9 protein-coding genes are annotated in these 11,918 nt (G+C 73.2%); 4 read left to right on the top strand and 5 right to left on the bottom strand.

The genetic code is table 11. The features are described 5' to 3' along the window. The first annotated feature begins 79 nt into the window (after positions 1-79). Together OG802_RS24685 and glgB are read left to right on the top strand one after the other, a co-directional pair. Positions 80-1,495 (top strand): maltokinase N-terminal cap-like domain-containing protein, encoded by a 1,416-nt coding sequence (locus tag OG802_RS24685; protein ID WP_329413721.1) that lies wholly within the window; start codon positions 80-82, stop codon positions 1,493-1,495. A 196-nt stretch (positions 1,496-1,691) separates the two neighbouring features. Further along, a complete protein-coding gene (gene glgB, locus OG802_RS24680; RefSeq protein WP_329417370.1) occupies positions 1,692-3,866 on the top strand; it encodes a 1,4-alpha-glucan branching enzyme in 2,175 nt (724 codons plus the stop codon). Between the two features lie 52 nt (positions 3,867-3,918). Here glgB and OG802_RS24675 read toward each other — a convergent pair whose 3' ends face one another. The 4 genes from OG802_RS24675 to OG802_RS24660 all read right to left on the bottom strand — a co-directional run bounded on the left by OG802_RS24675 (position 3,919) and on the right by OG802_RS24660 (position 8,780). Further along, positions 3,919-6,162 carry a HelD family protein gene (locus OG802_RS24675; protein WP_329413720.1) on the bottom strand — a complete coding sequence of 748 codons (2,244 nt, stop codon included), beginning with the start codon at positions 6,160-6,162 and terminating at the stop codon, positions 3,919-3,921. 169 nt (positions 6,163-6,331) lie between these two features. Further along, on the bottom strand, positions 6,332-6,664 hold the full coding sequence (locus OG802_RS24670) for a thioredoxin family protein (RefSeq protein ID WP_329413718.1): 333 nt from the start codon (positions 6,662-6,664) through the stop codon (positions 6,332-6,334). Further along, positions 6,661-7,089: a MerR family transcriptional regulator gene (locus OG802_RS24665; RefSeq protein ID WP_329413716.1), complete on the bottom strand. Its 429-nt coding sequence runs from the start codon at positions 7,087-7,089 to the stop codon at positions 6,661-6,663. Before OG802_RS24665 ends, OG802_RS24670 begins: the two co-directional genes overlap by 4 nt. 236 nt (positions 7,090-7,325) lie before the next feature. Next, complete coding sequence (locus tag OG802_RS24660; RefSeq protein WP_329413715.1) at positions 7,326-8,780, bottom strand: cation:dicarboxylate symporter family transporter; 1,455 nt, start codon at positions 8,778-8,780, stop codon at positions 7,326-7,328. Between the two features lie 123 nt (positions 8,781-8,903). Between OG802_RS24660 and OG802_RS24655 the strand changes: the two genes are divergently transcribed. Further along, positions 8,904-10,532, top strand: a complete 1,629-nt coding sequence (locus tag OG802_RS24655; protein WP_329413712.1) for a sensor histidine kinase — start codon at positions 8,904-8,906, stop codon at positions 10,530-10,532. Next, positions 10,529-11,245 carry a response regulator gene (locus OG802_RS24650; RefSeq protein ID WP_329413711.1) on the top strand — a complete coding sequence of 239 codons (717 nt, stop codon included), beginning with the start codon at positions 10,529-10,531 and terminating at the stop codon, positions 11,243-11,245. Before OG802_RS24655 ends, OG802_RS24650 begins: the two co-directional genes overlap by 4 nt. A 62-nt stretch (positions 11,246-11,307) precedes the next feature. Here OG802_RS24650 and OG802_RS24645 read toward each other — a convergent pair whose 3' ends face one another. Further along, entirely contained in the window at positions 11,308-11,853 is a 546-nt protein-coding gene (locus tag OG802_RS24645) for a hypothetical protein (protein WP_329413710.1), read from the bottom strand. Positions 11,854-11,918 lie beyond the last annotated feature (65 nt).

Here is an 11,918-nt window from a genome sequence, read left to right as displayed (position 1 = left end):
GGCGGGGCGGTTTCCCCCGTCCCGCCCGGGGCACGCATGAGTAACACCCCGACCCCCGCGGGGAAAGGAATGCGACGCCATGGCGGAAACGGTCACGCTCTCCGGCAAGACAGTCCCCGGCCTCCTCGGGTCGCTGGATCCCCTGCTGCGCGAGTGGCTGCCACGGCAGCGCTGGTTCGCCGGAAAGGGGCGTCCGATCACCGGGTTCTCGCTGGTGGCGGCCACCGAGCTGCTGCCGGCCGACTCCCGGCTGGGGCTGTACCACCTGCTGGTGCGCGCCCGTCAGGGAGCCGGGCCCGGCGACTGCTACCAGCTGCTGCTCGGCGTCCGCGAGGCGCTGCCGCCCCGGCTGGCCCCCGCGCTGATCGGACACGTGGCCCAGGGGCCGCTGACCGGGCGGACCGTCTTCGACGCCCTGTACGACGCCCGGCCCGCCGAGGTGCTGCTGGAGGCGCTGCGCACCCGGGCCCGCGTCGGCGTGCTGCGCTGCGAGCGGGATCCTGCGCAGGAGATCCGGCCGGGACTGGTCCCGCGCCTGCTGACCGGCGAGCAGTCGAATTCCTCCGTCGTCTTTGGAGATACGTTCATCCTCAAGCTCCTGCGCCGGGTCGTGCCGGGCGTCAACCCCGATCTGGAGCTGCCGCTGGCGCTGGCCCGCGAAGGCTGCGCCCGGGTGCCCGCGCCGACCGCGTGGCTCCAGGCCGACCTCGGCGAGGGCCGGGGCGGCGAGACCCCCGGCGGCGACGGCAGGGGCGACGACGGCTCCTACGTCCTCGGGGTGCTCCAGCCGTATCTGCAGGGCGCTTCGGACGGCTGGGAGCTGGCACTGCGGGAGCTGGCCAAGGGCGAGGACTTCGTGGCCGAGGCGAGGGCGCTGGGCCGCGCGACCGCCGAGGTGCACGGGGCGCTGGCCCGCGCGCTGCCCACGGCGACGCTGGGGCCCTCCCAGACCGGGCCGATGGTGGACGGCATGACCGAGCGGCTGGACGCGGCCGCGCAGGCGGTGCCGGCGCTGCGCCCCTACGCGCCGGCGCTGCGCACCGCCTTCACGGCTCTGGCCGACCTCGCGGCCGAGGGCCGCACCTGGACCGCCCAGCGCGTCCACGGCGACCTGCACCTCGGGCAGTGCCTGCGCACCTCCGCGGGCCGGTGGACGCTGATCGACTTCGAGGGGGAGCCGGCCAGGCCGCTGGCCGAGCGGCGGATGCCGCAGCCCACCGTGCGGGACGTGGCGGGCATGCTGCGCTCCTTCGACTACGCGGCCCACTCGGCGAACCCGCCGGACCCCGGCTGGGCGCACGCCTGCCGGGCCGCCTACTGCTCCGGGTACGCCGAGGCGGCGGGCGTCGACCCGCGCGCCGACCCCGTGCTGCTGCGGGCCCACGAGACGGACAAGGCGATCTACGAGGTCGTCTACGAAGCCCGGCACCGCCCCGACTGGCTGCCCGTCCCCCTGTCCGCGATACATCGCCTCGCCGCCCCCGACCTGCCTTGAGGAGGCTCCGCACGTGACTCCCCCGAAGAAGGTCAAGAAGGCCCACGGGAAGAGCGGGAACCCGGCCGTCGCCCCCGCGCCGACGTCGCCCCCGGCCCCGTCCCCGTCCTCTGCCGCCTCCCCCGCCCGACCTCCGGCCCAGCCCCCCGCCCGGCCCCCGGCCCCCGCTCCGGCCCCGCCGGCCGTGTCCCCCGTGCTGGACGCCGAGGACCGCGAGCGTCTGCTGCACGGCTCCCATCACGCCCCGCACGCGGTCCTGGGCGCGCATCCGGTCCCCGGCGGCGTCGTCTTCCGGGCGCTGCGCCCGTACGCGCGCTCCGTGACCGTGCTCGCGGGCGAGCTGCGCGCCGGCCTCCAGGACGACGGCGACGGCTTCTTCTCCGGCCTGCTGCCGCTGACCGAGGTCCCCGAGTACCGGCTGCTCGTGGCCTACGACGACGCCACCGTGGAGACCGAGGACGCCTACCGCTTCCTGCCCACGCTGGGCGATCTGGACCTGCACCTGATCGGCGAGGGCCGGCACGAGGAGCTGTGGACGGTGCTCGGCGCGCATCCGCGGGTCCACCAGGGGGTGAGCGGCACCGGTTTCTCCGTGTGGGCTCCCAACGCGCGCGGTGTGCGGGTGGCCGGCTCCTTCAACTTCTGGGACGCCACGGGGTTCCCCATGCGTTCGCTCGGCTCGACGGGCGTCTGGGAGCTGTTCGTGCCCGGCGTCGGCGAGGGCGAGCTGTACAAGTTCGACATCACCCGGCCCGACGGCTCGCACACGCTGCGCGCCGACCCGATGGCCCGGCGCACCGAGGTCCCGCCCGCGACCTCGTCGATCGTCACCGCCTCGCACTACGAGTGGGGCGACGGGGAGTGGCTGGCCCGGCGGGCCGAGATACCCGTGCACCGGGCCCCGTTCTCGGTGTACGAGGTCCATCTGCCGTCCTGGCGGCCCGGCCTCACCTACCGGCAGCTCGCCGACCAGCTGCCCGCCTACGTCAAGGACCTGGGCTTCACGCACGTCGAGCTGATGCCCGTCGCCGAGCATCCCTTCGGCGGCTCCTGGGGCTACCAGGTCACCGGCTTCTACGCGCCCACGGCCCGGCTGGGCACGCCGGACGACTTCAAGTACCTGGTGGACGCCCTGCACCGGGCCGGCGTCGGCGTCCTGATGGACTGGGTGCCGGCGCACTTCCCCCGCGACGACTGGGCCCTCGCCGAGTTCGACGGGCGTCCGCTGTACGAGCACGAGGACCCGTTGCGGGCCGCGCACCCGGACTGGGGCACGCTGGAGTTCGACTTCGGCCGGCGCGAGGTGCGCAACTTCCTGGTGGCGAACGCCACGTACTGGTGCGAGGAGTTCCACATCGACGGGCTGCGGGTGGACGCCGTCGCCTCGATGCTCTACCTCGACTACTCGCGCGAGCCGGGCCAGTGGACGCCGAACGAGCACGGCGGCCGGGAGAACCTGGACGCGGTCGCGTTCCTCCAGGAGATGAACGCGACGGTGTACCGCCGCAGTCCCGGCGTCGTCACCGTCGCGGAGGAGTCCACGGCCTGGGACGGCGTCACGCGCGCCACCGACCAGCCGGGGCCGAGCGGCTTCGGCGGGCTCGGCTTCGGGCTGAAGTGGAACATGGGCTGGATGCACGACTCGCTGGACTACATGAGCCACGAGCCGGTGCACCGCAGGTACCACCACCACGAGATGACGTTCTCGATGGTGTACGCGTACAGCGAGAACTACGTGCTGCCCATCTCCCACGACGAGGTGGTGCACGGGAAGCGCTCGCTGGTGTCGAAGATGCCCGGCGACTGGTGGCAGCAGCGCGCCGGCCTGCGGGCCTACCTGGCGTTCATGTGGGCCCACCCGGGCAAGCAACTGCTGTTCATGGGGCAGGAGTTCGCGCAGGGCGCGGAGTGGTCGCAGGAGCACGGCCCCGACTGGTGGCTGCTGGACCCGGCGTACGGGGCCGAGGCGGACCACCGGGGCGTGCGGGACCTCGTGCGCGACCTCAACGCGGTCTACCGGGCGACCCCCGCGCTGTGGCAGCTGGACACCGACCCGGCCGGCTTCCGGTGGGTGGTCGGCGACGCGGCGGAGGACAACGTGTTCGCGTTCCTGCGCCACGACGCCGAGGGCTCCCCCCTGCTGTGCGTCAGCAACCTCTCGCCCGTCGTGCGCCCCGACTACCTCCTGGGCGCCCCCGACGACGTCCCGGCCTGGCACGAGGTGCTCAACACCGACGCGTCCGGGTACGGGGGCAGCGGCGTCACCGGCCCCGACCCGGTCAAGCCGGAGCCCCAGGGCCGCCACGGCCACCCGGCGTCCGTCCGCCTGACCCTGCCCCCGCTGGCCACGGTCTGGCTCCGCCCGGCCTGAGCCCGCCCGGCCTGAGCCCGCCCGGCCCCTCCCGGCGGGCGGGCCCGAGCCGTCAGGCCCCGGTGGGGGCCGGGGCGGCGAGGGCGTCGGCGAGCGGTCCGGGGAGGGGCCGGCTGTGCAGGACGCCGAGCCGCTGGGTGGCGCGGGTCAGCGCCACGTACAGGTCGCTCGTGCCGTAGGCCGCCGGCTCGACCACCAGCACGGAGTCGAACTCCAGGCCCTTCGACCGGCGAGGGTCCAGCAGGACGACCGGCCGCGTCAGGTCCGGCTCCGCGCCCGCGGTGATCCCGTCCAGCCGCTCGGCGAGCCGGTCGTGCAGGTCGCGCGGGGCGATGACGGCGAGCCTGCCCTCGGCGGGCGTCAGCTCGCCGACGGCCTCGGCCACCGCTGCGGCCAGGTCGCCGGCCGCGCGCGCCCACGGCCGCACCCCCGTGGACCGCACGGAACTCGGCGGTGCGAAGTCCGGGCGCTCGGCGCGCACCACCGCGGCCGCCACCTCCATGATCTCCGCCGGGGTGCGGTAGTTGACGCCGAGACGGGTGAGCTCCCAGCGGTCCTGGACGTACGGTGCGAGGATCGCGTCCCAGGATCCGACGCCGGCCGCCTCGGCGGTCTGCGCCGGATCGCCGACCAGCGTCATCGAGCGGGTCGGGCAGCGCCGCATGAGCAGCCGCCAGGCCATCGGCGACAGCTCCTGCGCCTCGTCGACGATGATGTGCCCGAACGCCCAGGTGCGGTCGGCCGCCGCGCGCTCGGCGGCGCTGCGGTGGTCGTCCTCCTCGTGCCGCTCGGCGAACCGCTCGGCGTCGATGATGTCGTGCGCGGACAGGACCTCGGAGTCCTCCTCGTCCTTGTCGTCGAACTCGTAGGTGCGCGAGGCGTAGGAGACGTCCAGGACGCCCTGCGCGTAGGCGACCTGCGTCTCGCGCTCCCGCTCGGCCAGCGCCCGCGCCACGCGCTCGTCCACGCCGAGCAGTTCGGCGGCCTCGTCCAGCAGCGGGACGTCCGCCACCGTCCACGCGCGGGTGACCGGGCGGCGGATGACGGCCGCGTCGTCGTCGCCGACGTGGCCCACGGGGTCGGCGAGGAAGTCGGCGACCAGGCGCTGCGGGGTCAGGCGCGGCCACAGCCGGTCGACGGCGGCCCACACCTCGGGGTTCTCGGCGAGTTCGTCGCGGATCTGGGTGATGTCGCTCGGGTCCAGCAGGTTCGTGCCGTCGAACGGGTCGGTGCCGATGCGTTCGGCGACCATGTCGGTGAGCGTGTTGAGGATGTGCCCCTCGAAGACCTCTCGGGCCGCGTTGTGCGGGAGGTTCGCGGCGCGGGTGCGCTCGCGCGCCATCCTCACCAGGCCGGCGTCGAGCATCAGGATCTCGCGGTCGTGCTCGACGGCGATCACCGGGTCGGGCAGCGCCTGCCGGTCGCGTACGACGCCGGCGAGCACGTCCGCCATGTCGGCGCGGCCCTTGACCGCGGCCGCCTCGCGGCTGTCGGCGGCCGTGGCCCTGACGCCGGGGAACAGTTCGCCGACGGTCGCGAGCAGTACGCCGGTCTCGCCGAGCGCGGGCAGCACCTCGCCGATGTAGCCGAGGAAGGCGGGGTTCGGGCCGACGATGAGGACGGCCCGCTTGGCGAGCAGTTCCCGGTGCTCGTAGAGGAGGTAGGCGGCCCGGTGCAGGGCGACGGCCGTCTTGCCCGTGCCGGGGCCGCCCTCCACCACCAGCACGCCGCGGTGCGGGGCCCGGATGATCTCGTCCTGCTCGGCCTGGATGGTCTGCACGATGTCGCTCATCCGGCCGGTGCGCGCGGAGTCGAGGGCGGCGAGCAGCACGGCGTCGCCGGTGGGGTCCTCGTGGCCGGTGCGGGTGGTGTCGCCGAGGTCGAGGATCTCGTCGTGCAGGGCGGTGACCCGGCGGCCCTCGGTGGTGAGGTGCCGGCGTCGGCGCAGCCCCATCGTGGTGTGGCCGGTGGCCAGGTAGAAGGGGCGGGCGACGTCGGCCCGCCAGTCGATGAGGAGGGGGGTGCGGTCGGCGTCGTCGGTGCGCAGGCCGATGCGGCCGATGTGGTGGTCCGTGCCCGAGGCGAGGTCGATGCGGCCGAAGCACAGGGAGCCGTCCACCGCGTTCAGGGCGGCCAGGAGCCCGGAGCGCTCGGCGACGAGGATGTCCCGCTCCAGGCGCGCCTGCATGGGCTTGTCCCCCTGGGCGAGGGCGTCCGTGACGCCCGCCTCGGTGTCCCCGCGCAGGGCGTCCACGCGTGCGTACAGCCCGTCGATGAATTCCTGTTCGTGCCGCAATTCACCGTCAGGAAAGTCGGTGTTTGACAATTCCACTCCCGCCCGAATATACTGTGCTCACTGAGCTTCTTCACGACCCGGTTTCCCTTTGAGTCGCGAATCATCGAATATACGCAGACAAATCCCCCGAGCGCAATTGCTCGGGGGATTTCCTGTGTTCCGGCGGGGATTACAGCACGTCGGCCAGTTCCTCCAGCAGCCGCCTCTTCGGGCGGGCTCCCACCATCGCCTTCACGGGCTCGCCGGACCGGAACACCATGAACGTCGGCATCGACAGCACCTTGTAGGCGTTGGTCGTCTCCGGGTTCACGTCCACGTTCAGCTGCACCACCTTCAGCCGCTCGCCCTCCTCTGCGGCGAGCGCGGTCAGCACCGGTCCCATCTGCCGGCACGGCGGGCACCAGTCGGCGGTGAACTCCACCAGCACCGGCAGGTCCGCCCCGAGCACCTCCGTCCCGAAGTCCGCGTCCGTCACTTCCGCCACACCGTCGGCCTTGGTCACCGCGTCCGCCCTCCCAGTTCGCACACCGGATCCGGACCTCCCGGAACCGTCGCATCGGCCGCCAGCTCGTCCCGTGCCCGCTCGGCCCTGAGCAGCTGCTCGCCGACCTGGGCGCGCACCGCCCGCAACTCGCCGATCAGCTCGTCCAGCTCCGACAGCTTGCGCCGGTAGACCGCCAGCGACGCCGGGCAGGAGTCGCCCTCGGGGTGCCCGGCCCGCAGGCACTCCACGAAGGGCCGGGTCTCCTCCAGGTCGAACCCGAAGTCCTGGAGCGTCCTGATCTGCCGGAGCAGTCTCAGGTCGTCCTCGTCGTAGGTCCGGTAGCCGTTGTGGTTCCGCCGGGCGGTCAACAGCCCCCGGGACTCGTAGTACCGCAGCGTCCGGGTCGTGGTCCCGGCCCGCGCGGCCAGCTCTCCGATGCGCATACGGTCGACGGTACGGCTTGACGCCGACGTCAAGGCAACGACCCCGGAATGCCGAACCGCCCGGCGCAGGGCCGGGCGGACAGCGGGACGAGCGGAACGAGCGGGACGGGGAGACCGGGCGGCCGAGCCACGGGGGAGTGCTCGGCCGCCCGGAGCGGGGGGAGGCGGTGACCGGGTGTCCGGCCCCGGTTCAGGCGGGGCCGGACACCCGGAGTCGGGGACCCGGAATCCGGATCTCAGGCCTTGGCGAGTTCCTTCTCGCCCTCTTCGCGCTGCTCGGGCAGGTCCGCCGGGGCGGCCCCGTCGGCGTCGACGTCGTGGTCGGGGGCGTCGTCGTCGTGGTCGAGCAGGGTCTTCTCGTCGAACGGCAGGCCGCCGGCGAGCACCAGCCGCACGCGCTCCTTGTCGATCTCCTTGGTCCAGGTGCCGACCAGGACGGTGGCGACGGCGTTGCCGGCGAAGTTGGTGAGGGCGCGGGCCTCGCTCATGAAGCGGTCGATGCCGACGATGAGGCCCATGCCGTCCACCAGGGCGGGCTTGTGCGACTGCAGGCCGCCGGCCAGGGTCGCCATGCCCGCGCCGGTCACTCCGGCCGCGCCCTTGGAGGCGACGAACAGGAACAGCAGCAGCGGGATCTGCTCGCCGATCGACATCGGGGTGCCCATGGCGTCGGCGATGAACAGGGACGCCATGGTCATGTAGATCATGGTGCCGTCGAGGTTGAAGGAGTAGCCGGTCGGGACGGTGATGCCGACGACGGGCTTGCTGACGCCCAGGTGCTCCATCTTCGCGATGAGCCGCGGCAGCGCGGACTCGGAGGAGGAGGTGGACAGGATCAGCAGGAACTCACGGGCCAGGTACTTGAGGAACGTGAGGATGTTGAGACCCGTGAAGATCTTCAGCATCGCGCCGAGCACGATGAAGACGAACAGGAAGCACGTGATGTAGAAGCCCAGCATCAGGACGGCGAGGCTCTTGAGCGCGTCCACGCCCGCCGAGCCCACGACCGCGGCCATCGCGCCGAAGGCTCCGACCGGGGCGGCCCACATGACCATCGCGAGGATGCGGAAGACGAGCCGCTGGATGTGCTCGACGCCCCGCAGGATCGGCCGGCCGGCCCTGCCCATGCCCTGGAGGGCGAACCCGCACAGCAGCGCGACCAGCAGGGTCTGCAGCACGTCCGGCTGGGTGAAGGCGGAGACGATCGTGGTGGGGATGATGCCGAGCAGGAACTCGGTGGTGTCCTTGGCCTCGGCCGAGACCTGCGCCTGGCCGGTCTCCTTCACGGCGTCGGTGATGTGCAGCCCGCTGCCCGGCTCCAGGATGTTGCCGACGACCAGGCCGATGGTGAGCGCGACCAGCGACATGACCACGAAGTAGCCGAGCGCGATGCCGCCGACCTTGCCGACCTTGGCGGCCTTGCGGACCGACCCGATGCCCAGCACGATCGTGCAGAAGATGATCGGCGAGATCATCATCTTGATCAGGTTGACGAAGCCGGTCCCGATGGGCTTCAGCTCCACGGCGAAGTCGGGGGCGGTGAGGCCCACCGTGATGCCGAGCGCCACCGCGATGATCACCGCGATGTACAGGTAGTGGGTGCGGTCCCGCTTGGCCACGGGTGCGGCAGGTGCCGTATCGGGGGTGCTGCTGGCGGCCACGGCTGCCCTCCTTGACGTCGTCGTCGGCATTCACCGGCGTGCGGCTCACGTCCGGGAAGTTGTGGGGGATGCCGTGACTCTCTCGCGCCGTGTGAGGGCGGTCACCCTTCCGTTCATTTAGTTCACGCCCGGCGGCGGGGGCACACTGACCGCATGCGCATCCCCGACCTGCCACGACCCCGCAGCCTCGCCGGCCAGCTGTTCGCCATGCAGGCCGTGCTGATCGCGGTGCTCGTGGCGGGATACGCGCTGTTCACGTACGTCAGCGACCGCGACCAGGCCGAGCAGGCGGCGCGCAGCCAGGCCACCGCGGTGGCCCGTTCCGTCGCCGACTCCCCCTCCGTGCGGGCGGCGATCCGCACGGCCCGCCCCAGCGCCGAGCTCCAGCCGTACGCGCTGCGGATCATGCGGGACACCGACGTCGACTTCGTCACGATCATGAACCCGCGGGGCATCCGCTGGACCCACCCGGACGTCACCCAGATCGGCGGGCGGTTCCGCGGGAACACCGCCCCGGCCCTGCGCGGGAAGACCTTCACGGAGACCTACACCGGTACCCTCGGCGCGTCCGTCCGCGCGGTCACCCCCGTGGTGGACGGCGACCGCGGGATCGTCGGCCTGGTCAGCGCGGGCATCAAGGTCGAGTCGATCAGCAAGCGGGTCCAGGACCAGGTCACGGCGCTGTTCGCGGTGGCCGGCGGGGCGCTCGCCCTCGGCGCGATCGGCACGTACGTCGTCAACGCGTCCCTGCGCCGGCACACCCACGGCATGAACGCGACCGAGCTGAGCCGGATGCACGACTACCACCAGGCCGCGTTGCACGCGGTGCGCGAGGGGCTGCTGATGCTGGACGGACAGTACAGGGTGGCGCTCATCAACGACGGAGGCCGCGAGTTGCTGGGCGTCTCCGGGGAGGTGGTGGGGCGGTCCGTCGCGGACCTCGGCCTGCCGGCTCCCCTGACGGGCGCGCTGCTCGCCTCCCGAACGCGGGTGGACGAGGTGCACCTGGCGGCGGACCGGGTGCTCGTCGTGAACACCTCCCCGGTGTCGGGCGGCGAACGCCGCGGCACCGTCGTCACCCTGCGCGATGTGACCGAACTCCAGTCGCTGATGGGCGAGTTGGACTCCGAGCGCGGTTTCACGCAGGCGCTGCGCTCGCAGGCCCACGAGGCGGCGAACCGGCTGCACACGGTCGTCTCGCTGATCGAGCTGGGTCGGGCCCCGGAGGCCGTGGACTTCGCGACCTCGGAACTGGAACTGGCCCAGGCGCTGACCGACCGGGTCGTCGCGGCGGTCGGCGAGCCGGTCCTGGCGGCGCTGCTGCTGGGCAAGACGGCCCAGGCCAACGAGCGGGGCGTGGAGCTGGTGGTGTCCGAGGAGAGCACCCTGGACGACGGTGTGCTGCCGCCGTCCCTGCCCGCCCGCGACCTGGTGACGATCCTCGGCAACCTCATCGACAACGCGGTGGACGCGGCCCAGGGCAGCGTCCGGGCCCGGGTGACGGTGACGGCGTCCACGCAGGACGGCGAACTCCTGCTGCGGGTGGCGGACACGGGGGCGGGGGTGGACCCCGCGCACGCCGCGCTGGTCTTCGAGCGCGGCTTCTCGACGAAGCCGTCCGGGCCGGGCGGCCGGGGCCTCGGACTGGCCCTGGTCCGGCAGGCCGTGCAGCGGCACGAGGGCACTCTGTCGGTGGCCGGGGCCGAGGGCGGCGGAGCCGAGTTCGAGGCGCGCCTGCCGTTGCGGACGGCGGCCGCGACCACGCCGGGAGGCAGCAGATGACGGGCACGGAGCAGACGCCGACACCGACGCCGATAAGAGTGCTGGTCGTGGAGGACGATCCGGTCGCCGCCGACGCCCACGTCATGTACGTCGGACGCGTCCCGGGGTTCGTGGCCGTGGGCAAGGCGCACACGGGCGCGGAGGCCCGCAGGCTGCTGGACCGCACGCCGGTGGACCTGCTCCTGCTGGACCTGCACCTGCCGGACGGACACGGCCTGCAACTGGCCCGCTCACTGCGGGCGGCCGGCTACCACGCGGACGTCATAGCGGTGACCTCGGCGCGCGACCTGACGGTGGTCCGCGAGGGCGTCTCGCTGGGGGTCGTGCAGTACGTGCTGAAGCCCTTCACGTTCGCCACCCTGCGCGACCGGCTGGTGCGGTACGCGGAGTTCCGGGGCGCGGCGGGCGAGGCGAGCGGCCAGGACGAGGTCGACCGGGCGCTCGCGACACTGCGCGCGCCCGGCCCGGCCGCACTGCCCAAGGGGTTGAGCGCTCCGACCCTGGAACGGGTGACGGAGACCGTCCGCGAGGCCCCGCAAGGGCTGACGGCGGCCGCCGCGGCCGAGGCGGTGGGCATCTCGCGGATCACCGCCCGGCGGTATCTGGAGCATCTCGTCGAGGCCGGCCGGGCCGAGCGCAAGCCGCTGTACGGGCAGGTGGGAAGGCCGGAGCTGGTCTACCGGTGGGTGCCGGGCACGGCCAGGGGGCGGTGACCGGTCCGGCGCGCGGCCCGGCCACCGGGTGACACCCCGCGCGCCACGGGCGGACGGGCCGCTCACGCACCCCCGCTGCCGAACGGCAGCGCATAGCGCACGACGAACACGCCCAGACCGGTCACCGCCGCCGCCTCGGCGAGGGACAGCGCGAGCAGGCCCGTCGTCACCTGTCCGCCGCACCAGTACACGGCGAGCGCGGCCAGCGGGACGACGCAGAAGGCCAGCAGGTCGACCACGCACTGCACGATCTTGCGGGAGACCCGGCGGGCGTCGCCGCGGTGGTACGTCTCCCAGCGGAACGCCGCGTCGGTGCCCGCCAGTTCGGCGAGCCGCGGCCCCAGTTCCTGGCGGACGTAGCGGCCGACGGCCGAGATCTTCTCGTCGTTGACGAGGTAGGTCCAGCCCAGCACGACGCACACCGGGGGCAGGGCGAGCAGCATCGCCGTCTGCCCGGCCTGGGCGGCCGCGGCGGCGACCGCGGCCACCACCGCGAGGGTCACGTAGAGCAGGTTGTCCCGGAACCCGATCCGGGCCTTCTGCTCGTCCTTGACGCTCTGGTACTCCGCGAGCAGCAACTGCCCGGCTCCCACGTCCTGTCCGGCCATGGCGACCGCCCCCTCCCCCGATGGACTAGGCAGTACCTTAAGGGGACGCCGCAGACGAATCCCAC

Origin of the sequence: Streptomyces sp. NBC_00704 (assembly GCF_036226605.1) — a bacterium.
Classification (GTDB): Bacteria; Actinomycetota; Actinomycetes; order Streptomycetales; family Streptomycetaceae; genus Streptomyces.
The sequence above is the reverse complement of the archived record's forward strand: the minus strand, read 5'-3'. Positions and strand labels throughout refer to the sequence as shown.

Excerpts from the sequence above, each read along its gene's own strand:
- OG802_RS24685 (WP_329413721.1), top strand. The coding sequence starts at position 80 with ATGGCGGAAACGGTCACGCTCTCCGGCAAGACAGTCCCCGGCCTCCTC.
- OG802_RS24665 (WP_329413716.1), bottom strand. The coding sequence starts at position 7,089 with ATGCGCATCGGAGAGCTGGCCGCGCGGGCCGGGACCACGACCCGGACG.
- OG802_RS24660 (WP_329413715.1), bottom strand. The coding sequence starts at position 8,780 with ATGCCGACGACGACGTCAAGGAGGGCAGCCGTGGCCGCCAGCAGCACC.
- OG802_RS24655 (WP_329413712.1), top strand. The coding sequence starts at position 8,904 with ATGCGCATCCCCGACCTGCCACGACCCCGCAGCCTCGCCGGCCAGCTG.
- OG802_RS24650 (WP_329413711.1), top strand. The coding sequence starts at position 10,529 with ATGACGGGCACGGAGCAGACGCCGACACCGACGCCGATAAGAGTGCTG.
- OG802_RS24645 (WP_329413710.1), bottom strand. The coding sequence starts at position 11,853 with ATGGCCGGACAGGACGTGGGAGCCGGGCAGTTGCTGCTCGCGGAGTAC.